We start from the raw sequence: 23,616 nt of genomic DNA, 5'->3' as shown, positions 1-23,616 counted from the left end.
AATCATGAGCACACCCATGCCCGACTGGGCCGAACTGGTCATTCTGAGCAACAAGGATGTGGCCGACTCCAACCATGCATTGGCTGCGGCCATCCAGGCGCAGGCCCAGAGCATTGACCGCCTGGTGTCCGTGGTGGCCGCCTCCATGGTCGATGACGACGATGGGGACGGTTCGCCGCCCGCCACCTACCTGAGCGGCAAGCCCATTGCCCCGCAGTTCCTGGGGGCGCGATGATCGACACCGGCAAGCTGCAACACCACATCACGCTCCAGCGCAAGCAGACCACCCGTGATCCGAAGAATGGCGAAACCCTGCACACCTGGGTGGACCATGCCAGCGTCTGGGCCAGCCTGGAGCCCTTGAGCGGCAGGGACTTCATCGCCGCTGCGGCTGTGCAGTCCAAGGTGGATGTGCGCATGACCATCTACTACCGGGACGATGTGACGCACACCTTGCGCATCAAGTACCGGGGCAAGGTCTACACCATCCACGCTGTGCTGCCCGACAAGGACACCGGCCTGGAGTATCTGACGCTGATGTGCTCGACGGGGGTGGCTAATGGCTAAAACCGAAACCAGCCTGCAAGGGCTGGAAGACCTGCAAAAGAAGATGCGGGCGCTGGGTGCCCTGGGCACGGCCAAGGCCACCAGGCGGGCGATGCGCACGGCCTTCACCATCGCCAAGGACGAGGCTGTGCGACGTGCCCAGGAGCTGGACGACCCCGACACCCCGATGCACAAGATCTGGGAGAACATCGTCATTCGCTCCTCTTCCAAGCGCTCGGAGATGCGGGCGGGAGGCCTCAAGCTGCGGCTGGGGGTGGCCGGTGGCGCCGCCTCCTATGCCAACACCAAGGAGAACGTGCGCAAGCGCCGCGTCGGCAAGGTCTTCGAGACAGGGGGCAGCACCTGGTACTGGCGCATGCTGGAGTTCGGCACCGAGAACATGCCAGCCCAGCCTTTCCTACTGCCCAGCGTGACCAGCAAGGAGGCGGCCATTGTTGAGTCCTTTGCCTCCAACCTGGACAAGGTTCTGGACCGGGCCATCCGGCGCCAGGCCAAGGCGGCAGACGTTCGCAATGCCTTGAAGTGAGGCCGTATGGATAACCGAACGCTCTACGAAACCGCCGCAGCTGACCCGGGCGTGACCGAACTGCTGGGCGATCCGCCCCGCATCCACCCCATGGGCCACAACCCCGACGACCCAAGGATCTACCCCTATGTGACCTTTTACGAGGCGGCAGGCACACGCGGCAATCTGCTGGCAGGCCGGCCCACACACCGCCAGGCACAGATCCGCCTGGATGTGTGGGCGCAGTCCCAGGACTCGATGGAGGCCGTGGTCGATGCTTTGGAGCACGCGCTGGAGCTGCGCGGCACCGTGCAGTCCTTTGGCCAGCGGCGCGACCCGGAGACGGGGAGCTTTCGCCAGACCCTGGAGGTCTCCTGGATCACGCTGCGCACCACGCCACCCGGCCCGCCCTGAGCGGGTTTTCTTTTTTCCACCAACGACCGCCCCAGAGGCGGTTTCTTTATTTCATAGGACTGAAAAAATGGCCCTGCTTACTCAAGGCACCGAGGTGTACGCCCTGGTCCCAAAGAAGGACGACCCCACACAACTGGAGGTGATCGTCATCGATGACGCCACCGAGTTCGACCCCGGCGCGGACAGTGCCGACGACATCGAGACCACGCCGCTGTCTGCGCGCAAGTCCCGCACCTATCTGCCAGGCCTGGAGACGCCGGCCGAGGCCACGCTGACTATCCAGGCTGACCCCCGTGTGCCTTCGCATGTGCGCCTGTACGAGCTGCGCAATGTGCCCCTGCAGTGGGCCGTGGGCTGGTCGGATGGCACGGAGCCCCCCACCGCGCCCGCAACGAGCGGCGACGGCAAGCTGGTGCTGCCCAAGACCCGCACCTGGTTCATCTTCGATGGCCATGTGAAGACCTTCCCCTTCAACCTGGAGGGCAACTCGGTGGTGAAGTCCACCATCACCATCCGCCGCTCGGGTGAATCCGACTGGGTGCGCAAGGAGCAATGAACATGCTGCAGCTTTCTTCCTTCCAAGAGCGCGGGGGCTTTGTGGACCCGCACCCCGTCAAGAAGTCCATCGAGTGGACTGACGAAAAAGGTGAGGTGCATTCCGGGGAACTCTTCGTGGTGCGCCAGCCCTTTGGTGTGGTGGAGAAGTCTTTGATGGACAAGGACGCCGTCAAGGACCGGGCCGCGCTGGCTCACATGATTTCCCTGTGCATCCGCTTCGGGGAAGACGCCAGCGAGCAGCTGACCTATGAGCAGGCCTATGGGCTCAACCCCTCGGCGGCCTGGGCCATGGTGGGGGTGATCGATGAGGTGAACGCCCCGCGAGCTGTCGCCCGCTGATGAGGTCTGGCACGAGCTTGTGCTGGCCGGCATTGGTGGGCGAACCATCACAGAGGCGAAGGCAAACATCTCCTACGCCGAGTTTCTGGCCTGGATGGCATACCGCGACAAGCACGGCCCCCTGGACTGTGCCCGCCGCATCGAGCATGCCGCCGCCGTGGTTGCCCACACCGTGAGCTGCACGGTTCCCCGCGAGAAGGGCAGCAAGCCCCCGGCGCTGGAAACCTTCCTCATGTATGAGCGCGCGGCGGAGCCTGCCCAGGAGGTGGCTCCAGACCTGCAAACCGCCATGGAGACATGGCGCTGACGCACCGCCCAGTGGGTGGTATTTCCCTGCCCGCCCCGTGCGGGTTTCTTTTTTGGAGCTTCTATGTCCCGTTCCCTGGGAACGCTCACCGTGGACCTGGTGGCGCGGTATGCCGGCTTTGAGCAGGGCATGACGGCTGCGGAGCGGGTAGGCGAACGCCGCGCCCGCACCATTGCGGAGAACCAGCGCAAGTACGCGAGCGAGTCGGCCAGAGCATGGCAGCAGATGGCCCGCGACTCGGGCGACAGCATCGAGAGCATTGGTGTGAAGATCACCAGGCTCGGGGACCAGTCGGCCAACGCCGCCAAGATCGCACAGCGAGCATTTGCCGCAGTGTTTGCCGGGGCCAGTGCCGCCAGCATGATCGATACGGCGGACACCTGGGGGCAGTACGCCAGCCGCATGGAGATGGCCACCCAGAGCGCCGATGAGTACAACCACGCCCAGCAGCGCATGGTCGAGTCTGCTGCCGTCACGTTTCGGGCGGTCAACGAAACCCGCGAGGGCTTCATTCAAATGTCCCCGGCGCTGCGCAGCATGGGCCTGTCGCTGGACCAGTCCATTGACGCCATCGACACCTTTAGCGGCCTGCTGGTGGTCAACTCTGCCAGTGCCGACAAGGGCAAGAATGCGATGGCGGCGCTATCGACCTCGCTGCAAAAGGGCAAGGTCGATGCTGACGCCTGGAACTCGATTGCCGGCACCATGCCCACCATCGTGGACGCGCTTGCCGAAGCGACGGGCAAGACCGCCGCTGAAATCCGAGCCCTGGGGGTGTCCGGAAAGGTTGGCATCAATGAGCTGGTCAACACCCTGGTGTCGCAGTACGAGCCCACCATGAAGCGGGTGGCGGCCATGCCCACCAGCGTGGCGGATGCCTTGGGCAATCTGCGCAACGCCTACCAGGAGTTCATCGGGCAGCAGAACCAGGCCCTTGGCGTTACCAGTACCTTGGTCGATGGCATCAACCTGCTGGGGGGCAGCTTCAACACTCTGGCTGTAGGTGCCATTGCGGCCGTGACGGTGGGCACAGCCCGCTACGCTGCCGGCGCCACCTTTGCCGCAGGAGCCTCGGCCCTGTCGGCGCGTGAGGGGCAGCGCAAGGCGGCAGCTGAGCTGCAAGATGCCCGTGCCGCCGTTGCTGCGACCGCTGCAGCCTTGGCCAAGGTGCAGGCGATGCACTCTTTGACCTCCAAGACTGCCCAGGTGACAGCGGCCACGCTGGCCCACGAGGCCGCAGTCAAGCGGCTGACGATTGCGCAGAGTGCCTACACCTCCATCGGGCGTGCAGCCCTGGGCATCCTGGGTGGGCCTGCTGGCCTGGCTATCAGCGCGGGCCTGGTGGCCATGTCCTTTGTTGCCATGGGCGATAAGTCCGAAGGGGCCAAGTCCAAGCTGGACGAGCTATCCGGCTCCTCGGAGACCTTGAGCGCCAAACTCAAGGAGCTGTCACGCGACCAGCAAAAGGCGGCGCTGGCGGATGCTACGAAGCAGGCCGCCGACGCGGCCAAGGAGGCAGACAGCACCTTTGCCGGCTTCGTGGACACCGTGGCCCGGGGCTTCCGTGATCGCCTGGGACATGGCATTACCCAGGAGCTGCGCCAAGAGCTGGACCGTGCGCGGGCCGCTGGCGGCTCACTGTCTGAGGTCATCGAGCGGTTTTCTACCCGTGCCGTTATCCGCCCTGATGTGCTGAGCAGCTGGATTCAGTACGCGGGCCGGGTCAGCGATTCGGAGCAAGCCTCCAAGAATGCGGCAGACCGCGCCCGTGATTTGGCCGCTGCGATCCTCGGCGTGCAGGCAGCCACCACGGGGGCGGGCTCGGGCCTGCAGACCTACAGCGAGCAGGCCGGCAAGGCCATTGCAGATCTGCAAAAGCGTGTGGCGCTGTTCGGAAAGCAAAACACGGGCGCAGAAATCCGGTACGAGCTGAGCCTGGGCGACAAAGGCGCCTACAAAGACATTTCCCCCGAGCAGGAAAAGAACTTGCTTGGGTTGGCGGACCAACTGGACGCTATGAAAAAGCGTGAGGACGCGCAGAAGAAATACGCCTCGGCCTCAGAGTCTGCTGCCAACCAGCAAAAGACCCAGGCGGCCCAGTACCTCAAGCAGCTGGAGGATCAGCTGGACAAGACCCAGCACCTGACGGTCTATGAAAAGCTGGTCAGCGACCTCAAGCGCGGGGTGGTGAAGCTGTCGGGCGAGCAGCTGGAAAAGGCCCAGGGGCTGGCACGGCAGGCAGACGAGGCCAAGGACAAGGAGAAAAAGCGCTCGGACGAGCTGGAGCGGCAGAACTTCCTGTTCGAGGCTCAGGAGCGTTTGATTGCCCGCCAGCAGCAGTACGACCTGGAGCTCTCCACCTACGGGATGGGCGACCAGGCCGCAGCGGATCTGCGCGAGCGCATCCAGCTGATGCAGCAGCACCAGGCCGAGCTGCGCAAGCTGCAGTCCGAGCAGACCAGTGCGCTGGCCAAGGCCAACACCAAGGACGAGGTGCAGCGTGTGCGCGACGTGTACGCCGAACGCCTGCAGGTCATCAAGGATGCCCAGGACAAGGAGGTGCAGATGTTTGAAGGCACCCTGGAGCGTAAGCGACAGAAGGAGAGGGACTGGGCTTCGGGGGCGCAATCTGCGTTCAACACCTATGTCGAGAACGCCCAGAACGCCTACCAGCAGTCCAACCAGTTCGCCACCAAGATGCTTGGTGGCATGGAGGATGCGCTGGTCAACTTCGCCATGACCGGCAAGCTGAATTTCAAGGACTTCGCCAACAGCGTGATTGCCGACCTGATCCGCATTCAGATGCAAAAGGCCGTGGTCGGCTTCTTGGGCTCGGTGCTCGGCGGCTTCTTCGGTGGAGGTGCTGCTGGCGCTGCTGGTGCTTCTGGTGGCAATGCTGCCCAGGGGCTCAAGCCGGGGAGCTGGGCCACAGGGGGCTACACCGGGGACGGCGGCAAGTACGAGGCTGCCGGTGTTGTGCACCGCGGCGAGGTGGTCTGGTCTCAGGAGGATGTGGCCAGGGCTGGTGGGGTGGCCACTGTCGAGGCCATGAGGCGAGGGCTGCGTGGGTATGCGAACGGCGGCCCCGTCATAGCCCGAGCAGCACGCCCATCTACACCGGGCTCATCTTCCGGGGGGATGGGCGGCACCATTGTCAATATTCATACCGCCCCAGGAACTACGACTGAGCAGACCAGTCGCCGTGGGCCGGGCGGGGCGGAAATCATCGATGTGTTTGTGAAGCAGGCTGTGGGTGCAGTAGCCAGTCAGCTGAGCACCGACAGCGGGCAAATAGGTCAAGCAATGCGCGCCAGAAAGCAAATGGGCATGTAAATGGCAGCCCGGTATGGCGGGCGTCATCCAGCGCAAATCAATCGTGAACAAGGAGAAAACAATGGCACAACTGCCTGAATATGTGAACGTCCTCTACTCGGGGTCCAGCGAGAAGTTTGACCCCGGCATCATCCAGTCGGAAATGGAGAAGGGCCTGTCCAAGATGCGGGTGGGCCAGCACCGCGTGGTGGTGGAGCAAGCAGCGGTGCTGCAGTTCAAGACGGCGGAGGATTCGCTGGCCTTTGAGGACTGGTACTTCAACACCATCCGCCGCATCGGCTTCTTCACGATCCCCGATGCACGCACCGGCCTGCCTCGCTCGGCCCGCTTCAAGAATGCCGACATTGGCACGCTGGAGCCGCAGCACGGTGGTTATGCCGTCTCCAAGCGCAGTGTGACCTTTGAGTACCTGCGCTAGCGAGCAAGTCTCCCATCCCTGAAACCAACACGCCCCCAGGCGCCCTTCACCGGGTTGCCTGGGGGCATTTTTTTCGTTTTACAGATGGGGCAGATAAACCCGCACGCTAATGAAAATCAGCCCTTACGCCGCGCGTACTCATTCTCCTTTGGGGCCTTGTAGAGTGTCGGCTCCGGAGGTTCTGGGCACCAATATTGATCAGCAGTCCAGCAGCCGTACGCCGAGCTTGCGCGCTTCAGCGCCTGCTTCCACTCGTTCTCGTACGCGTTGTACTCTCTGGTGCCAAACGGATAAGGCGGGCGGAACTCGCCGCGCATTCTGTGATAGTCCCGGCGGCCTTCTTCTTTGGCTGCAAGGAGGCGTAGTTCTGCTTCATCAGGAAGAGCATCTGTCATGCGCAAATGCTACAGCGCTCGATGCGGTGATGGTGTTTACCAGACGGATGATGAGGTGTGAATTTCTGGCAATTTAAGCACCTTCATCAATGATGGGTAGATTGATGGGTAGGAAAGAAAAAGCGCCTGAAAGGCGCTTGTTTCCTAGTGTGCTGGCGGAGGCTGTGAGATTCGAACTCACGGAAGGATCACTCCTTCGGCAGTTTTCAAGACTGCTGGTTTAAACCACTCACCCAAACCTCCGGAAGCTGCGATTCTACACAAGCGCATCGGGGTTTTGCGCTTGGGCGCCAACCGTGCGCCCACATGGGGGCGTAGGGACCATCAACATGTTCTTAGCTGCTGGCTGCGATGGCCCTGGGCTCGTGCCCCATGCCGTAGGCGCGCTCGACCTTGGCGATGCGCAGCTCAAAGTGCTGATACCAGATGCGATGCCCTTTGTGCTGGGCGACCTGGTGTTCGGCGTTGCGCTTCCATTGCTGAATGGCGGCTTCGCTCTCCCAATACGACACGGTGATGCCAAAGCCGTCGGTATCGCGTGTGCTCTCAGCGCCCAGGTAGCCGGGCTGTTGGCTGGCGAGTGCGGCCATGTGGTTGGCCATGTCGTTATAGCCCCGCTCCCCTACCGTGCGTTGCGAGGTGAAGATGGCCGCGTAATAGGGCGGTGGGGGTGTTTGTGCAAACAGCGGGAGCATGGCGGGAATGGCGAGTGGCGGAAAGGCAAAGCATAGGCGTCGGAGGGCCGTGCTCCGTAAAAAAGAGTGTCTGTTCTCATCCAGAAACGGCTTGCAGACTGGATGGGTGTGTTTTTTGCGTGTGCCTGCGCTGTGTGCCACTGGAATGGATGAAGCCTCATGACGAAGTCTGCAGATATATCGCTCCCTTTGGATGAACCAGGCGTTGTCCATCATGCGCAGCCGGTGTGGCGCGCTTGCGGCGCCGCCCATGTGGCGGTGTATGGCACTTTGCGCGCGGGCTGCATCAACGACATCGCCAAGCTCAGGCCCGGTATCGCCTGCCAGGGCAAGACCCTGCTGACGGGGACTTTGTATGACCTGGGCTGGTATCCGGGCCTGGTGCTGCACGGAGAGCAGGCCGTGCTGGCCGAGGTCTATCCCATGGACGATGCACTGGAGCAGGCCATGGATGGCATAGAAGGCCTGTGGCCCCAGGACCTGGGCGAGTACCGTAAACGTGTGCTGACCCTGCCGGTGATGCAGCTGCAGGGTGGCCAGCAGCCCATGGCCTTGCTGGTTTACGAGGCCAGGCCCGCCACTGTGCGCCAGGCACCGGTGATTGCGGCCAGTGACTGGAGGGCGTGGATGCGCAGCAAAGGAGCGCATCCGGGCATGGTGTTTCAGCTCAACACCGTGCAGGCCTCGGGTTGATGGTGCAAGGCCGCCTGGATCTGGTGCGCGGCTGACTGTGGATGGAACCAAAAGCGTGAGCTGTCTATTGCGTGTACCTGCAGTGCAAAGAAGTGGCACGCGACTTGCAAGGAGATGCTGAACCCGTCGCGCTGCGGCGGGCGATAGACCAGCCTTGGAGGTTTTCATGCACCCGCGTCGTTTCACAACCCTGGCCGCAGCGGCGGCCCTTGCCGGCTTTGGATTCTTTGGCCTGTCCGCCCAGGCTGCCGACACCATCAAGGTGGGCGTGCTGCACAGCCTCTCGGGCACGATGGCGATTTCGGAAACCGTGCTCAAAGACACGGTGTTGATGGCGATTGACGAGATCAACGCCAAGGGCGGCGTGCTGGGAAAAAAGCTGGAGCCCGTGGTGGTCGACCCGGCCTCCGACTGGCCGCTGTTTGCCGAACGCAGCCGCCAGCTGCTGAGCAAGGACAAGGTGGCCGTGATCTTTGGCTGCTGGACCAGCGTGTCGCGCAAGTCGGTATTGCCGGTGGTGGAAGAGCTCAACGGCCTGTTGTTCTACCCCGTGCAGTATGAGGGGGAAGAACTCTCCAAAAACGTGTTCTACACCGGCGCCGCGCCCAATCAGCAGGCCATTCCCGCCGTGGACTATCTGATGGGCAAGGACGGCGGTGGTGCCAAGCGCTGGGTGCTGCTGGGCACCGACTATGTCTACCCGCGCACCACCAACAAAATCCTGCGCGCCTACCTCAAAGCTAAGGGCGTGAAGGACGGCGACATCGACGAAAAATACACGCCCTTTGGCCACAGCGACTACCAAACCATCGTGGCCGACATCCAAAAGTTCAGCCAGGGCGGCAAAACGGCGGTGGTGTCCACCATCAACGGCGATTCCAACGTGCCCTTCTACAAGGAGCTGGGCAATGCCGGTCTCAAGGCCAGGGATGTTCCGGTGGTGGCCTTCAGTGTGGGCGAGGAAGAGCTGCGCGGTGTGGACACCAAGCCCCTGGTAGGCCATCTGGCGGCCTGGAATTACTTTCAGTCGATCAAGAGCCCGGAAAACCAGGCCTTCATCCAGAAGTGGAGCGCCTATGCCAAGGCCAAGAACATTCCCGGCCACAAGGAAAAGCCGCTGACCAATGACCCCATGGAGGCCACTTACATCGGCGTGAACATGTGGAAGCAGGCCGTGGAAAAGGCCAAGACCACCCAGGTCGACCAGGTGATTGCCGCCATGGCGGGCCAGACCTTTCAGGCCCCCAGTGGCATCACCAGCCAGATGGATGCCAAAAACCACCACCTGCACAAAAGCGTGTTCATCGGCGAGATCAAGGCCGATGGCCAGTTCAACGTCGTGTGGAAGAGCAAAGGCCCCATCAAGGCCCAGCCCTGGAGCCCTTTGATTGCCGGCAACGACAAGAAAAAAGACGAGCCCGAGAAAAAGTAACCCCCTGTGCCTGAGAGAGCTCTGGCCGTTCTGGTGGGCGGCCGGCGCTTTCGAAAAATGTTTTGATCAAAACGCCTTAAAACGCTGATACAGAGCGCACACCATGCTCTTATTTTGGAAGAATTTCTGCATGTGGAAATTGTGGCGAATGCTGCGCTTGCGCTTGCGCCTGCACAGCCTCCTGCTGGGCGCTGTCATGCTGGCTGGGCTGCTGTCGGCCCCCGCCCAGGCCTTGACGGCCGAGCAGGCGCAGGCCATGGCGGCCGGAGGCAGCGACAGCCGCATCGCCGCCTTGCAGGCCGCCGTGCTGGCGCCCGATGCGCGCACGGCAGATTTTTTGCGGGCTCTGGCCGACGATACGGTGGTGCTGGCCCAGGGCAGGGCCTGGATGGTGCAGGGCAAGCAGGCGGTAGACCCCGTCACCGGCCAGGCCGTGCTGATGCCTGCGGATGCCGAGGCTGTGGTGAGCAACAACCGAATACGCAGCGAGATCGACACCGCCCTGGCTGCGCTGGATCTGCGCCATGCCGAAGCCGCCAAGCGCCTGGCCGCAGCCCAGGCCTTGCAGCAAGATGCTACGCCCGAGCGCCTGCCGCTGCTGGAGCAGGCGCTGGCCCAGGAAAGCGATGCTGCCGTGCAAGCCGCGCTGCAGCAGGCCCGTGCTGCAGCCCTGCTGGGCAGCAGCGATGCCGGCCAGCGCATGGCCGCCGCAGCCCAGTTGGCGCGTGCGGCCACGCCGGCCACCCGGCGGCTGCTGAGCGAGCGTCTGGCCGAGGAGGGCGACGACAAGGTGGGCAAGGCGCTGACGCGCGCGCTGGCCGAGGTGGATGACCGCCTGGCCTGGGGCGAGCGTCTGGGCGTGGTGTTTTCCGGCATCAGCCTGGGCAGCATCTTGCTGCTGGTGGCCTTGGGCCTGGCCATCACCTATGGGCTGATGGGGGTCATCAACATGGCCCATGGCGAGCTGATGATGGTGGGCGCCTATGTCACCTATGTGGTGCAGTCCCTGTTTCGCAGCTACTTGCCGGGCGGTTTTGACGGCTATTTGCTGGTGGCGGCCCCCATGGCTTTTTTGACGGCAGCCCTGGTGGGGGCGGTGATGGAGCGCGGTGTGTTGCGCTTTTTGTATGGCCGCCCGCTGGAGACGCTGCTGGCCACCTGGGGCATCAGCCTGGTGCTGATGCAGCTGGTGCGCTCGTTGTTTGGCGCGCAGAACGTGGGCGTGGAAAACCCGGCGTGGATGAGTGGGGGCTGGCAACTGTTGCCCAATCTCATGCTGCCGCTGAACCGTGTGGTGATTGTGCTGTTTGCCCTGGCCGTGCTGGCGGGCGTGGCCTGGTTGATTGCCCGCACCCGCCTGGGCCTTTTTGTGCGCGGTGTGACGCAAAACCGTGCCATGGCAGCCTGCACGGGGGTGAACACGGCCAGGGTGGACACCCTGGCCTTTGCCCTGGGCAGCGGTATTGCTGGCTTGGCCGGCTGCGCCTTGAGCCAGGTGGGCAATGTGGGGCCGGACCTGGGCAAGAGCTACATCGTCGACGCCTTCATGGTGGTGGTGCTGGGTGGTGTGGGCCAGCTGGCAGGCACGGTCTATGCCGCCCTGGGCCTGGGCGTGCTGAACAAATTCCTCGAAGGCTGGACCGGAGCGGTGCTGGCCAAGATCGCGGTGCTGGTGCTGATCATCGTCTTTATCCAGAAGCGGCCGCAGGGCTTGTTTGCTTTGAAAGGCAGAGCATGACCCCCCTGAGTCGCCTGCGGCGCCTTCCCCCAGGGGACGACACCGGCGCTTCGGGGCGGCCCTTGCGCGGTGTCTCTGGTCTGAGCTGTGCCAGTTTTGTGCGTCGTGGTTTCAAGCGGAGCGGGGTGTTGTGCCGGAGCCCCTGAGTCGCCTGCGGCGCTTTCCCCCAGGGGGCGCACCGGTGCGGCCGGCCTAGGCTTTTGCGCGGTGTTCCTGGCGGAAGCGCGCTTTATCCAGCGCTGTGCACCTGTGCCTTTGTATGCGTGTGATGGAGGGTTGAGATGTATGTGAGCACTCTTTCTGCTTCGGTGCCGCGGCTGCAACTGCCGCGGCGCAAGCCGTTGCTGTCGCGTGCGGGTTGGTCGGCTTTTGTGCTGGCTTTGCTGGCGGTGTGCGCGCTGGCGCCGGTGCTCAATCTGTGGGTGCCTCCCAGCAGTGCACTGCATCTGTCCGACTATGCCGTGGGCCTGCTGGGCAAGATCATGTGCTACGCAATCTGCGCCCTGGCCATGGATTTGATCTGGGGCTATAGCGGCATTCTCAGCCTGGGCCATGGCCTGTTTTTTGCGCTGGGTGGCTATGTCATGGGCATGTATTTGATGCGCCAGACCGGCAGCGCGCTGCCGGAGTTCATGGTGTTTCTGGACTGGCAGGCGTTGCCCTGGTTCTGGCAGCTGTCGGACAGCTTTGCCGCCACGGTGGTGCTGGTGTTGGCCGTGCCGGGGCTGGTGGCCTTTATCTTTGGCTGGTTCGCCTTTCGCTCGCGCATCCAGGGGGTGTATTTTTCCATCATCACCCAGGCGCTGACCTATGCCGCCATGCTGCTGTTTTTCCGCAATGAGACGGGCTTTGGTGGCAACAACGGCTTTACCGATTTCAAGCGCATCCTGGGCTATCCGCTGGCCACGCCGCAGATGCGCATGCTGCTGTTTGTGATCACGGGCTGCACCTTGCTGGGCTTTTATCTGCTGGCGCGCTGGCTGGTGGCCAGCAAGTTTGGCCGTGTGCTGCAGGCCCTGCGCGATGCGGAAACACGGCTCATGTTTTCGGGCTATGCGCCGCTGCCCTACAAGCTCAGCATCTGGGTGCTCAGCGCCATGATGTGTGGCGTGGCCGGGGCGCTGTATGTGCCCCAGGTGGGCATCATCAACCCGGGCGAGATGTCGACGGCCAGTTCCATCGAAATAGCGGTCTGGGCCGCGGTGGGGGGGCGTGCCACGCTGGTGGGGCCGGTGGCGGGCGCCGTGTTGGTGAATGGGGCCAAGAGCTGGCTCACCGTGGTGGCACCCGAGGTCTGGCTGTATTTTCTGGGCGCGCTGTTTGTGGCGGTGACGCTGTGGCTGCCGCAGGGGCTGGCCGGCCTGGTGCGCCAATTGCACACCAGGTTGCACGGCAGGCTGCGAGCCAGGAAGGAGGCGCCGCATGACGCCTGATTTGATGGACGAGGGCGCACGCCGTGTGCTGGCACATGCCCAGCGCGAAGCCGCGCTACAGACAGAATCCGGTGGGCGGGCCGCTGGCTATGGCCGCCTTGCCACGCCGGGCGAGCTGGACACCACGCATGGCCGGATCCTGTATCTGGATGATGTGCATGTGAGCTTTGACGGCTTCAAGGCCATCAACGGCCTGAGTCTGGACATTGCCCCGGGTGAGCTGCGCTGCATCATCGGCCCGAATGGTGCGGGCAAGACTACGCTGATGGACATCATCACCGGCAAGACCCGGCCGGACAGCGGCTCGGTGTTTTTCGGCTCCACCATCGACCTGCTGCGCCACAACGAGCCTGAAATTGCCCAGCTGGGTATTGGCCGCAAGTTCCAGAAGCCCACGGTGTTCGAGCAGCTGACGGTGTTCGAGAACCTGGAGCTGGCGCTGAAAACGCACAAGGGCCAAGACCGCGCGGTGTGGCCCAGCCTGTTCTTTCGCCTGGACAGCGCGGACAGTGACCGGCTGGCCGAGGTGCTGCACACCATCCACCTGGCAGGCAGCCTGCAGCGCCAGGCCGGCGAGCTGTCCCACGGGCAAAAGCAGTGGCTGGAGATTGGCATGCTGCTGGTGCAAGAGCCAAGGCTCTTGCTGCTGGACGAACCCGTGGCAGGCATGAGCGATGCGGAAACCGCGCGCACGGCCGAGCTGTTTCTGTCGCTCAAGGGCAAGCATTCGCTGATGGTGGTGGAGCACGACATGGGCTTTGTCCAGGCCATCAGCGAGCAGGTCACCGTGCTGTGTGAGGGGCGGGTGCTGGCCGAGGGGACTCTGGCCCAGGTACAGGCCGATGCGCGCGTGATCGAGGTGTACCTTGGTCGCTAAAAAATGAGCTATCAATGCGCTTGCAGCCGTCGACTCAGGGTGAAAACCATTGGGGTCTGGCTTTTTCAAAGCAAGAGATGCTATGAATTTTCAAGGCGCTCCAGCGCCAAAGGAATGGGCAGTGCCATATGCTTGAAGTTCGCAATCTGCAGCAGTACTACGGCGGCTCCCACATACTGCGCGATGTCAGCCTGACGGCCAAGGCCGGCCAGGTCACGGTGCTGCTGGGGCGCAACGGCGTGGGCAAGACCACGCTGCTCAAAAGCCTGATGGGCCAGTTGCCGCTGCGCAGCGGCAGCATCCGCTGGCAGGGGCAGGCCATACAGGGGCACACGCCCTATGAGCGCGCCCGCTCCGGCATAGGCTATGTGCCCCAGGGGCGGGAGATCTTCGGGCGGCTGACGGTGCAAGACAATCTGCGCATGGGCCTGGCCTATCGCAGCGGGCGCACGCCCATTCCCCAAGACCTGTTCCAGCTGTTTCCCGTGCTGCAGGAGATGCTGCAGCGGCGCGGCGGTGACCTCTCGGGCGGCCAGCAGCAGCAGCTGGCCATTGCCCGTGCGCTGGCACCCGGGCCCCAACTACTGATTCTGGACGAGCCCACCGAGGGCATACAGCCCAGCATCATCAAAGACATAGGCCGGGTGATCCGCATGCTGGCCAAGGAGCGCGGCCTAGCCGTGCTGCTGTGCGAGCAGTATGTGGACTTTGCCCTGGAGCTGGCCGATCACGTGGTGGTGATGGAGCGTGGAGCGGTCCGCTACGCGGCCCGGTTTCAGCCGGATATTGCCGACGAGATCAGATCCCTGGTGGCGGTGTAGTGGCAAGCCATTTCGGCCGGTGCCCATGTTGCAGGCCTGAGTTTTTGCGACACGGCCTGCTTTTCGGCTCGGCAAAAGCACCTGACCGCAACCCCGTGCAATGGGGTATTTGTGGCTGCTTGATGTTCAAAAGAACGACATAGCCTCCACAAGCTGTGGCATGGCGTAGGTCTATTAAAAACCGACTGGTCGGTTTTTAATAGAATGCAAAACCGCAAACTGCTTTGGCGGTCTTGCTGTGCTGGGGCCGAGCGCTACAGCCACACAAGGCCGCCTGTGATGGGCGAGGCATGGCAGCAAGACTGCAGGCCTGCCTGGGTTCCCAACAGGTTTTTATGACGACAATTTTCGAAGCCGCAGGGGCAGACGCCCATGGCCGAGCCCCTCACTTCATGTGGTGGAATTTCTTGATTCTTCTGGGGGCGTTCTGTGCTTTCCCCTTGATGGATTTGATGCCGCAGTGGACGGCGTGGGAAAGCGGTCCACTGGAAGGCGCACAGAATTTCATTTTGCTGGCCGGTGGCCTGGCCGCCATGGCGGCCGTTCGCGAATTGCGTACGCCGAGTAGCAAGGCCTTGCTGGCCATTGCCGCACTGTTCTGGATCGCATTTCTGGGGCGAGAGCTCGCCTGGGGGGCTGTGTTTGTACCGCCGGAAATGATGACCGAGTGGGGGCCGTCCTGGAGTTCCAAGCATCTCTGGTATCGCCCCGCTGTGCCCTATGTGCTGGCTGCCATGGGGCTTCTTGCGGCCTATTGGTGGCTGCATTACCGGGTGTGGAGTGAGGTGTTGCTGCGCCTGGCGCGTGAGCGGGCCCTGCCGCTGTTTGCCTTGGGGCAGTTTGTGGCGTACATGGTGCTTGCCACCAATGCGGAAGGGCATGGCTTTGTACGCCTGGAGGACTGGTATGGCACGCAGGTGATGGTGCTGGAGGAGCTGATGGAAACCCTGGGCTATCTGGCATTGCTGCTGGCCCAGGCCATGGTGGTTTTCCATTTGCGCCAACCAGTGCAGCAAGAGTCAGGCAGGTAGACCGCTCACCACAGCAGCCCGGCCGCGGCGGCTGCACCGCTGTACTGCTACGGGGCCGTGGAGGGCGTCGCATCAGCGCTGCCTATGCTGTTGGTGGTGCCACCCGCAGCCATGCCCAGGCCTGTATTGCTGCGGAGTCAGTGGGAAGCACGCAAGTTGTGATTGAATGGCAGCCAAAATTGACTGCTGCCCCATTGCCATGTCTGCTCCTTCCCCTGCCTTGCGGCAGCGCCTTCCTGCGGAACTTCGTATCTGCCAGATACTGAATGCCGCCTTGTCTGAGTTCGCACGCTGCGGCTATACGGCTGCGCGCATGGACGATATTGCGAAGGCCGCCGGCCTTTCCAAAGGCGGGCTGTATGCCCATTTCGCCTCCAAGGAAGCGCTGCTGCAATCGCTGCTGGAAAGGCTTTTGGAGCATTCGCTGGATGAAAACTTCCGCTGGTGGCCCGAAGAAGTGCAAACCCTGGAAGCGTTGGTGGATGCCTTTGTCGAGCATTCGCTGGGGCGGCTGGCCCTTCCCGGTGTCTTGCCTACATTGCGCTTGCTGCTCGCCGAAAGCCCACGCCTGCCGCCAGCCATCAAGCAGTGGTACCAGCAGGTCATCCAGCAGACGGAAAAAAACCACGAGCGATTGATTCGCCACGGCATTGAACAAGGTCTGCTGCCTTGCAACTCCAAGCTGCTGGACTGGAGTCTGCTGATGACGCCTTTGCTGCACAGCCTGTTCATGATTCTGGCCAGCGGCAATCCACTGAGTGCCGAGGACATCGAGGCCCTGCGCCCACGGCACAAGGCCATGCTGCTGCATCTGCTGCGCCCCACGGCGGACAGCACGCAGACCGAGGCGCAGGCCTGCCCCTTGAGCCAGGGTATTGCAAAAGCCTAGGTAGGCTAAGAGCGTGTTCACGATCTCTACGCAGGCGCGTTGGAGCGCAATCGGGATGAGTTCGAAGTGATGGGGCGCAGCTTGCACCGGGGTGCAAGCAAGCGCCAGCGCGAAGAAATCGCCCGATTTCGCTCCAACCCTTCGGGCCAGTGGCTTTGCGGGCGGTCTGCTGTGTTGCGAATCCTCGCAATAGCGCGGCTATTGCTGCGGTATCGCGCCTTGTATCCCATCCCGCAAAGACACTGGCGCGTCGCGAGGAGATCGTGAACACGCTCTAAGGCAGCGGCCTGCGCAATCAAACCGTCCTGGTGGTTTGCAGCTGCCGTGACAGATCCAGCAGATTGCGCGCATGCCAGCCATTGCCGGCTTGGGCAGAGACGTCCTTGGGTTGGTCGGCACCAAACTCCAGCGGGCGCTCGATATACGCGGTCTGCAGGCCGCAGCCGCGCGCGGCTGCCAGGTCGTTGTGGTGGGCGGCCACCAGCATCACTTCACTGGGCTCCACGCCAAAGATGTCGGCCACGCCCAGGTAGACCGAGGGGCTGGGCTTGTAGGCTCTGAAAACCTCGGCGCTCAGAATGCAGTCCCAGGGCAGGCCCGCATGCTTGGCCATGGCCGTCAGCAGGCCGAGGTTGCCGTTGGACAGCGTGCAGATGGTGAAGTGCTGCTTGAGCTCGCTGAGGCCGGCCACAGCATCGCCCCAGGGGGCCAGCCGCTGCCAGACCCGGTTGAGCTGCTGGCGCTGCTCCTCGTCCAGATGACCCAGACCGAACTGGGGCAGGATGCTGTCCAGTATCTGGCGGTGCAGGGTATCCAGGCGTGCCCAGCCCCGGGCCCCGCTGCGCACCTGTTCCATGGCCGGCTGGTAGCCCGCGCGCCAGGCGCGGGCAAAGTCGGCGGCGGGCACTTGCGGGTAATAGCGTTGCATCTCGCGCACGATGCTGCCGTGCCAGTCCACCACGGTGCCAAAAATATCGAAGGCCAGAATGCGAGGGAGAAATACATGCATGGTGCCGCCCATGGTGTGCAGGCCTGCATTGGGCGGCTATGGGGGCTGGCCCCGGTGACAGCATGCGCAGCCCCATGCTACTGCGCACGTGTTGAACCTCCTTGCGGTGCGCCTACGCATGGGGCGCAAGACCTTTTCAATGCTTGCGGCTTGGGGGCCTGGCGCGCAGCGCTGCTTCGTAGAGTGGCAGCACGGTGGGGACATAGGCCTCCAGCGTGGTGATGCGGTCGTTGTTGGCGGGGTGGGTGCTGAGAAAGCCCGCGCCTTGCTGGCCTCCGCTCAGCCGCTGCATCTTCTTCCAGGTCGAGGACGCGTTCGCTGGGTTGTAGCCGGCGCGGGCCATGAGTTCCAGGCCGATGACATCGGACTCCAGCTCCATGGCGCGGGAGTTGGGCAGGTGCACCAGCAGATTGGAGCCCGCATCCAGCAAGCTGCTGTCTATGCCAGCGGCGGCCGACACGGTGGCGGTGAGCACATTCGATAGGACTTGCTGCGAGACTTTTTCGCGCGAGTGCTCACGCAGGGCATGGGCGATTTCATGGCCCATGACGGCGGCCAGCTCGTCATCGCTGAGTTGCAGCTTGCGCACAATGCCGGTGTAGACCCCGATCTTGCCCCCGGGAGCGCAGAAGGCGTTGATCTCGTCCGACTCGAAAACATTGATCTCCCAGGCCCAGTTCTGGGCGTCAGGGCGGAATACGGCCACATGGGCGATCAGGTCCTGGCCGATTTTGCGCACCCGCTGGGTCATGGCCTGGTCGGTGTTGAGCAGCTTCTTGGAGCGGGCATCGCTGGTCAGCTGCTGAAAGCCCTTGGCTGCCTGGGAGTTGACGGCTTCGCTGGACACCAGCAGCAACTGGCTGCGCTGCAAGCCGATGGCGCCGGTGTTGGTGGTGTTGGCGCAGCCTTGCAGCAGTGCGGCGACGATCAGTGCACTGCCCAGTCGCAGCAGCCCTCCCCATGTCATCATATTTTCTTACGTTGCTGAAAAAATGTGCGCATTCAAGCACAGGCCGAGGCAATCAACAAGCCGTTGCATGGCGGAGGGCCATCGGGCCTGCACACAAGCGGGCAAAAAAATCTTGTGCTGCATCAAGGCCTGGTGGGGAATGTTTTTGTAGAATTTACATATTGATACGTTTTTACGACGGACGGTAGAAAATGCTTCTGCCGCCAGGATCGCGGTATGGCATAGGGCAGAGCCGGGCATGGATCTCGGGCAAGTTGCAATGCCGGCCAGGGCGCAGCCCATTCCCCCATGTTGATCTGACCCCGCTTTTTTGCGCCGATTGGGCGGCCAAGCGCTTGCCAGTGCCCTGGCAACAGCGCTGATGCATGTGACATGCCGCCAGGCGCAGCCCTCTCCACCACTTTTCACTGGGCTCCATGCCCGTGCCGTCCCGTTATGCGTTCCCAAATTTCCGCCATCGATCACGAATTTCCACTGCAGGACGATGAACTGCTGATGTCCACCACGGACAGCCGAGGACATATCACCCATTGCAACGCTGCCTTTGTGCGGGTCAGCGGTTTCAGCATGGAAGAGCTGATGGGCCAGCCCCACAACATGGTGCGCCACCCCGATATGCCCTCCGAGGCATTCAAGGACATGTGGTCCACCATAGGCCATGGCCGCAGCTGGAAGGGCGTGATCAAGAACCAGCGCAAAGGGGGCGGTTTCTATTGGGTACATGCCCATGTCACCCCCATCTTGCAGGGCGGCAAGCCCGTGGGCTATATGTCGGTGCGCGCCAAGCCTTCCAGGGAGCAGGTGCAGGCCGCCGAGCAGCTCTATGCCCAGCTGGTGCAAGAGCGCGGCAAACCCCGGCCCGAAGTGATGCTGCATGCCGGCCATGTGCGCCAGCGCGGGCTGCGCAACCGGCTGGGCAAGCTGCAGCGCGCCAGCCTTACCCAGCGCCTGGGCGCCGTGGTTCTGCCCCTGCTGCTGATGGGCGCCATGCCTGCAGTGCTGGGCTGGACGCAGCCCTGGCAGTTGGCCGCACAGATCGCGGTCATGCTGCTGTGGGCCGTGGGCGGCATGGTGTGGCTGCACCGCACGGTCACGCTGCCTTTTGCCGCCAATTACCAACTGGCCAAAGAGCTGGCCCGCTGCCAGCTGGAAGTGCCGCTACCCAAAATGTCGGGTCGCCACCCCATGGCGTTGCTGATGGAGCAGCTGCAGCAGGTGCATTACAACCTGCGCGCCGTGGTGGGTGATGCCCGCGATGAGATCGATGGATTCAGCCACCTGGCCAGCGACCTGTCCCACAGTGCACGCAGCCTGTCGCAGCGCACCGAAACCCAGGCCGATCGCCTGCAGCAAACCGCAGCCGCCATGGCCGAGCTGGCGGGCAGCGTGGCCCAGTCCCAGCAAACCACCGAAGAGGTGCTGCAGCAAAGCGGCACCAGCGCCCAACTGGCCCAGCAGGGCGGCCAGGCCATGCAGCAGGTGGAAGACCTGGTGCGCGGGCTGCGTGACTCCTCGCAGCAGATGTCGCAGATCATCACCACCATCGAAGGCATTGCCTTTCAGACCAATATCCTGGCGCTGAACGCCGCCGTGGAAGCAGCCCGTGCCGGCGAACAGGGCCGGGGCTTTGCCGTGGTGGCGGGCGAGGTGCGCACCCTGGCCCAGCGCAGCGCCGAAGCGGCCAAGGAGATCAAGGTCTTGATCTCGGGCTCCAACCAGCGCATCCACCAGGGGGCGGAGCGCATGCAGCAGGCCAGCGCCACCATTGCACAGGCCGTGCAGTCGGTGGACCAGGTCAGCGAGATGGTGCAGGCCATGGTGCTGACCGCGCGCGAACAGGCCGCCGGCATTGCCCAGGTGGACCAGGCCATTGGCGAGCTGGACATCGTGACCCAGCAGAACGCCAGCATGTCCGAAGGCTCGGCCCATTCGGCCGGCCATATGAGCCAGAACGCCGGCGCACTGCACCGCACGCTGGAAGTGTTCCGCATGCGTTGAGCTGCCGGGTCAGGGCAAGGGCGGCAGCCAGTGGTTTTCGTACACCGCCAGTGCTTCGCTGACCAGGGCAGGGCCAATGCAGCGCACAGCGTAGGTGGCGCTGTTAAAGACGGTGCGGCAGTCCAGGGTGCTGCCGCGCAGATGGGGGTGGAGCTGCAGCAGGCGCTCTCCATCCAGGCCATACACCACCCGGCCAATGCCGGCATGGCAGATGGCGCAGGCGCACATGGCACAGGGCTGGGCCGAGGCGTAGAGCGTGGCCTGTTCCCGCACCTCGGCGGGTACACGCGGGTTGCCCAGTTGGCGGATGGCATTCATCTCTGCATGGCTGGTGCAGTCGCCGGTTTCGCAGGAGCTGCTGAAGGCCTCGGCCAGCATGCGCCCGTCCTGTGCAACCACCACGGCCCCAAAGGGCCGATTGCCACGCGCACGCGCCGCATGGGCCCAGACAAATGCCTGGCGCAGATGCCGGGTGTCGCTGGCGGACAAGGGCTGTCCACCCAAAAAACGCTGGTCCTGGACCGTGATGCTCATGCGCGCCTCCTGAAGGGGAATCGAGGTATGGCACCTGCCGGGCAGGTGCTCATGCCGTCAGGTATTGCATGTCGCATGCCAGGTACGTGATCCGACACATAAAACAGCGCTGGGCAGTACTTTGGCGGTGCGCGTCCTCCATGACTTCACGCGTTAGCTGTCTCTGTCGGTGCGGTATCCACCTCGGTGGTGATAAACACTTTCTTCACGCGCTCATCCACTTCCCAGTGGCCGCAGAAACCATCGGGCAGCACAAAGCTGTCGCCTGCCCGGAAGTGGTGCACCGTGCCGTCCGGGTCCACCAGGCGGCAGCTGCCTTCCACAATGTGGCAGAACTCGATATAGCCCTGGATATTCGACTGAAATGCGCCGGCCGTGGCCTCCCACACGCCGGCATGGGCCTTGCCGCTGTTGCCGCTGAACACATCCAGCGTCTTGTACGTGGTGTGGCCGCGCAGCGGGCGGCTGGGCTGGCCGCTGCGGGCCTGGGACAGGTCGCTGGCGTCTATGCGCACCAGCTTGGCGGGGAGGGCAGGGGGCGGGACGGTCACAGGTTTTATCCACTGAAAAACAGGCAGGGCATGATACCCATGCTTGCACTAGATAAAAATTGAGCGCCTCGCACAGATTGGTGTTCGTTTTTTTGCTTCAAACACACGCAAATCTGTTGCCTATAGTCAGTGAGTGCTCCTAACTCTGATAGTCCGAAAGGAGTGGGGTTAGGCCTTGGGCGGCACATTCAACTCTTGGGGGCGGCCAAACCCTGGTATGCCCCGCTTCAAGGGGCCGAATGTGCTGCGTGCCTGCGCCAAGTGCTGTTGCATGGCCGCCAGGACCTCGGGGTAGCGGTGGTGCACGCTGTAGTTCTCCCCCGGGTCGACCGACACATCATAGAGCTGAGGGTAGTGGTCATCGATAGCGAGGCGTTTGCCATGAAAATGGGTCTGGGCGACGTATTTCCAGCGTTGCGTGCGGATTGCCGCTACCTCTTCGTCATCAAACAACAGCAAGGCGTCATGCGGCGTGGGTGAGCCCTGGGTCAGCACCGCACGGATGTCTTTGCCATCAAGCAAGGTGCTTTCCGGTAGCGTCTGCCCCGCCATGGCGCAAAAGGTGGGGAGAAAGTCAATGCCCATGGCAATGGAGTCGCCGCGCTTTCCTGCGGGCACCGTGCCAGGCTGCCAGGCAAGACAAGGGACGCGGTAACCGCCATCGTAGCCAGCACCGCCTTTGCGATCGCGCAGCACGCCGCTGGATCCCTCATACCAGGGGCCGTTGTCTGACGTGAAGATCACCAGCGTGTCTCGCTCCAGCCGCAACTGACGCAGCTTGTCGAGCAGGCGGCCGACGATGGTGTCAATTTCCTCCACGACTTCGGCATAGGCGCTTTGCATCTTTGGGTCGCGGTACCTGGCATTGGGGTAGTTCGCGAGGTGCGGGGCACTCAACGCCAGTTCCACGAAAAATGGGCGATCTTTGTGGGTTTCGATGAATTGCTCTGCTTCGCCGTAGAAGCGTTGCTGCAATTCGCTCATCACTGGTGCTTCTTCCGTTGGCTTAGTGTCAGGCCCGGTGTCTGTGAAGAGCGGCAGCGGTTGCATGTCGTGGCTGTACGGAATGCCAAAGAAATAATCGAATCCGTGCTTGGTGGGTTGCCAGTCAGGCCCTTGGTGACCCAGGTGCCATTTGCCGAAGAGTCCGGAGGCATAGCCCGCAGGCCGCAACGCCGCAGGAATGGTCACTTCGGTCATGGGCAGGATGCGCCTATCGGGCTGCAAGATCACTCCCCAGGCCAGGCCGCTGCGTATGGGGTAGCGGCCGGTCAGCAGCCCTGCCCGTGAGGGCGTGCAGAGGTTTTGGGGGGCATAGTAGTCGGTGAGCACCATTCCCTCGCGCGCCATGCGGTTGAGCTGCGGAGTGGGGATGAGGTGACCACCCGTTGGCTGTATATCGCCATAACCCAAGTCATCGCAAAGGATGATGATGAAGTTCGGTGGACGTTGGCTGTGGGCCACCCAGCCCGGCAGGGCTTTTGTTCCCGCCATGCTGCATAAGAAGGCCAGTGCTGAGCGGCGGTTGGTCCACATAAATGGTCTCCATGCCAGTAAATGGGCTGGTCACATAGCAAGCCAAGCAATATTGACGCAAGAGCGGGAAAGCCTGCGCGCTCCCATTTGGTGAAGCTGCGAGCATCCCTTTGCTGTTGGGAGCGCGGCGATCATAGTCTGCGAGATGGGGTGAAAGCTGGTTTTTTGGACATGGATACCTATGTAGGCCCAATGTCTGTTTGGCGTATCAATTCACCCACCTGGCGTGGAGCTTGCTCGGCCGCAAGCTGGGGGCGTGCATCACGCTTGGAGTGGGTCGAAGCAGTCCAGCATGCATCCCATAGCGCAAAGCTTGGGTTGGGTAAAAGCGGCGTAGCTTGTAAAACAGGAGCTTGTGATGCTGGAGTAGAAAGGGTTTCAGATATTTTTCTATTTGAAACACTGACGGTAAGCGCTGTGGATGCTCCTGTTTTATGTAGCGCCATACAGCATGAAAAAAGCCCTTGGCACAGGCCAAGGGCTTGGTAGTGGGGCAGTGCGGGGTTGCCCCTCACCCAGGCCCTCTCCCCGAAGGGGCGAGGGAATCAAGCCAGGGGCGCAGCGCACAAAACT

At 62.8% G+C, this 23,616-nt stretch carries 25 protein-coding genes and 1 tRNA gene; 18 read left to right on the top strand and 8 right to left on the bottom strand.

What is annotated here, in order from left to right:
- Nucleotides 1-4 precede the first annotated feature (4 nt).
- From ACA027_RS17020 to ACA027_RS16980, 9 genes are all read left to right on the top strand, one after another.
- Nucleotides 5-235 (top strand): hypothetical protein, encoded by a 231-nt coding sequence (locus tag ACA027_RS17020; protein ID WP_370679381.1) that lies wholly within the window; start codon nucleotides 5-7, stop codon nucleotides 233-235.
- Nucleotides 232-567 (top strand): phage head closure protein, encoded by a 336-nt coding sequence (locus ACA027_RS17015; RefSeq protein ID WP_370679380.1) that lies wholly within the window; start codon nucleotides 232-234, stop codon nucleotides 565-567. Before ACA027_RS17020 ends, ACA027_RS17015 begins: the two co-directional genes overlap by 4 nt.
- Nucleotides 560-1,093, top strand: coding sequence for an HK97-gp10 family putative phage morphogenesis protein (locus tag ACA027_RS17010; RefSeq protein ID WP_370679379.1), 534 nt, complete (start codon nucleotides 560-562; stop codon nucleotides 1,091-1,093). Before ACA027_RS17015 ends, ACA027_RS17010 begins: the two co-directional genes overlap by 8 nt.
- Nucleotides 1,094-1,099: 6 nt before the next feature.
- Nucleotides 1,100-1,486, top strand: coding sequence for a DUF3168 domain-containing protein (locus ACA027_RS17005; RefSeq protein ID WP_370679378.1), 387 nt, complete (start codon nucleotides 1,100-1,102; stop codon nucleotides 1,484-1,486).
- 67 nt (nucleotides 1,487-1,553) lie between these two features.
- Nucleotides 1,554-2,042, top strand: coding sequence for a phage tail tube protein (locus ACA027_RS17000; protein ID WP_370679377.1), 489 nt, complete (start codon nucleotides 1,554-1,556; stop codon nucleotides 2,040-2,042).
- 2 nt (nucleotides 2,043-2,044) lie between these two features.
- Nucleotides 2,045-2,383, top strand: coding sequence for a phage tail assembly chaperone family protein, TAC (locus tag ACA027_RS16995; RefSeq protein WP_370679376.1), 339 nt, complete (start codon nucleotides 2,045-2,047; stop codon nucleotides 2,381-2,383).
- A 19-nt stretch (nucleotides 2,384-2,402) separates the two neighbouring features.
- A complete protein-coding gene (locus ACA027_RS16990) occupies nucleotides 2,403-2,690 on the top strand; it encodes a hypothetical protein (protein ID WP_370679375.1) in 288 nt (95 codons plus the stop codon).
- Between the two features lie 63 nt (nucleotides 2,691-2,753).
- Nucleotides 2,754-6,023: a phage tail tape measure protein gene (locus tag ACA027_RS16985; RefSeq protein WP_370679374.1), complete on the top strand. Its 3,270-nt coding sequence runs from the start codon at nucleotides 2,754-2,756 to the stop codon at nucleotides 6,021-6,023.
- A 61-nt stretch (nucleotides 6,024-6,084) separates the two neighbouring features.
- Nucleotides 6,085-6,441, top strand: a complete 357-nt coding sequence (locus ACA027_RS16980; RefSeq protein ID WP_370679373.1) for a hypothetical protein — start codon at nucleotides 6,085-6,087, stop codon at nucleotides 6,439-6,441.
- A 116-nt stretch (nucleotides 6,442-6,557) separates the two neighbouring features.
- Here ACA027_RS16980 and ACA027_RS16975 read toward each other — a convergent pair whose 3' ends face one another.
- The 3 genes from ACA027_RS16975 to ACA027_RS16965 all read right to left on the bottom strand — a co-directional run bounded on the left by ACA027_RS16975 (nucleotide 6,558) and on the right by ACA027_RS16965 (nucleotide 7,531).
- The gene (locus tag ACA027_RS16975) at nucleotides 6,558-6,836 is read right to left on the bottom strand and encodes a hypothetical protein (RefSeq protein WP_370679372.1); all 279 of its coding nucleotides are present in this window, start codon (nucleotides 6,834-6,836) and stop codon (nucleotides 6,558-6,560) included.
- Nucleotides 6,837-6,989: 153 nt separating this feature from the next.
- A tRNA-Ser gene (locus tag ACA027_RS16970) sits at nucleotides 6,990-7,079 on the bottom strand.
- A 92-nt stretch (nucleotides 7,080-7,171) separates the two neighbouring features.
- The gene (locus ACA027_RS16965; protein ID WP_370679371.1) at nucleotides 7,172-7,531 is read right to left on the bottom strand and encodes an antibiotic biosynthesis monooxygenase; all 360 of its coding nucleotides are present in this window, start codon (nucleotides 7,529-7,531) and stop codon (nucleotides 7,172-7,174) included.
- Nucleotides 7,532-7,690: 159 nt separating this feature from the next.
- Between ACA027_RS16965 and ACA027_RS16960 the strand changes: the two genes are divergently transcribed.
- The 8 genes from ACA027_RS16960 to ACA027_RS16925 all read left to right on the top strand — a co-directional run bounded on the left by ACA027_RS16960 (nucleotide 7,691) and on the right by ACA027_RS16925 (nucleotide 16,445).
- A complete protein-coding gene (locus ACA027_RS16960) occupies nucleotides 7,691-8,224 on the top strand; it encodes a gamma-glutamylcyclotransferase (RefSeq protein WP_370679370.1) in 534 nt (177 codons plus the stop codon).
- A gap of 166 nt (nucleotides 8,225-8,390) precedes the next feature.
- Complete coding sequence (gene urtA / locus ACA027_RS16955; RefSeq protein WP_370679369.1) at nucleotides 8,391-9,656, top strand: urea ABC transporter substrate-binding protein; 1,266 nt, start codon at nucleotides 8,391-8,393, stop codon at nucleotides 9,654-9,656.
- Between the two features lie 196 nt (nucleotides 9,657-9,852).
- Nucleotides 9,853-11,394, top strand: coding sequence for an urea ABC transporter permease subunit UrtB (gene urtB, locus ACA027_RS16950; RefSeq protein ID WP_370682615.1), 1,542 nt, complete (start codon nucleotides 9,853-9,855; stop codon nucleotides 11,392-11,394).
- A gap of 287 nt (nucleotides 11,395-11,681) precedes the next feature.
- Entirely contained in the window at nucleotides 11,682-12,827 is a 1,146-nt protein-coding gene (urtC, locus tag ACA027_RS16945; RefSeq protein WP_370679368.1) for an urea ABC transporter permease subunit UrtC, read from the top strand.
- Nucleotides 12,817-13,704: an urea ABC transporter ATP-binding protein UrtD gene (urtD, locus tag ACA027_RS16940; protein ID WP_370679367.1), complete on the top strand. Its 888-nt coding sequence runs from the start codon at nucleotides 12,817-12,819 to the stop codon at nucleotides 13,702-13,704. The genes urtC and urtD overlap by 11 nt, the downstream gene beginning before the upstream one ends.
- Before the next feature lie 128 nt (nucleotides 13,705-13,832).
- Nucleotides 13,833-14,525, top strand: a complete 693-nt coding sequence (gene urtE / locus ACA027_RS16935; RefSeq protein WP_370679366.1) for an urea ABC transporter ATP-binding subunit UrtE — start codon at nucleotides 13,833-13,835, stop codon at nucleotides 14,523-14,525.
- 335 nt (nucleotides 14,526-14,860) lie between these two features.
- Nucleotides 14,861-15,556, top strand: a complete 696-nt coding sequence (locus ACA027_RS16930) for a hypothetical protein (RefSeq protein WP_370679365.1) — start codon at nucleotides 14,861-14,863, stop codon at nucleotides 15,554-15,556.
- 199 nt (nucleotides 15,557-15,755) lie between these two features.
- The gene (locus tag ACA027_RS16925; protein ID WP_370679364.1) at nucleotides 15,756-16,445 is read left to right on the top strand and encodes a TetR/AcrR family transcriptional regulator; all 690 of its coding nucleotides are present in this window, start codon (nucleotides 15,756-15,758) and stop codon (nucleotides 16,443-16,445) included.
- Between the two features lie 295 nt (nucleotides 16,446-16,740).
- On the opposite strand, the gene ACA027_RS16920 is transcribed toward ACA027_RS16925, so the two are convergent.
- Both ACA027_RS16920 and ACA027_RS16915 read right to left on the bottom strand, forming a co-directional pair.
- Nucleotides 16,741-17,466 (bottom strand): haloacid dehalogenase type II, encoded by a 726-nt coding sequence (locus tag ACA027_RS16920; protein ID WP_370679363.1) that lies wholly within the window; start codon nucleotides 17,464-17,466, stop codon nucleotides 16,741-16,743.
- 124 nt (nucleotides 17,467-17,590) lie between these two features.
- Complete coding sequence (locus ACA027_RS16915; protein WP_370679362.1) at nucleotides 17,591-18,424, bottom strand: M48 family metallopeptidase; 834 nt, start codon at nucleotides 18,422-18,424, stop codon at nucleotides 17,591-17,593.
- 435 nt (nucleotides 18,425-18,859) lie between these two features.
- Between ACA027_RS16915 and ACA027_RS16910 the strand changes: the two genes are divergently transcribed.
- Nucleotides 18,860-20,422: a methyl-accepting chemotaxis protein gene (locus tag ACA027_RS16910; protein WP_370679361.1), complete on the top strand. Its 1,563-nt coding sequence runs from the start codon at nucleotides 18,860-18,862 to the stop codon at nucleotides 20,420-20,422.
- 9 nt (nucleotides 20,423-20,431) lie between these two features.
- Here ACA027_RS16910 and ACA027_RS16905 read toward each other — a convergent pair whose 3' ends face one another.
- From ACA027_RS16905 to ACA027_RS16895, 3 genes are all read right to left on the bottom strand, one after another.
- A complete protein-coding gene (locus ACA027_RS16905; protein ID WP_370679360.1) occupies nucleotides 20,432-20,956 on the bottom strand; it encodes a nucleoside deaminase in 525 nt (174 codons plus the stop codon).
- A gap of 146 nt (nucleotides 20,957-21,102) precedes the next feature.
- Entirely contained in the window at nucleotides 21,103-21,507 is a 405-nt protein-coding gene (locus ACA027_RS16900) for a cupin domain-containing protein (RefSeq protein WP_370679359.1), read from the bottom strand.
- A gap of 168 nt (nucleotides 21,508-21,675) precedes the next feature.
- The gene (locus tag ACA027_RS16895; RefSeq protein ID WP_370679358.1) at nucleotides 21,676-23,043 is read right to left on the bottom strand and encodes a sulfatase; all 1,368 of its coding nucleotides are present in this window, start codon (nucleotides 23,041-23,043) and stop codon (nucleotides 21,676-21,678) included.
- Nucleotides 23,044-23,616 lie beyond the last annotated feature (573 nt).

It is taken from the genome of Comamonas sp. GB3 AK4-5, from assembly GCF_041320665.1.
GTDB lineage: Bacteria > Pseudomonadota > Gammaproteobacteria > Burkholderiales > Burkholderiaceae_C > Comamonas.
The sequence above is the reverse complement of the archived record's forward strand: the minus strand, read 5'-3'. Positions and strand labels throughout refer to the sequence as shown.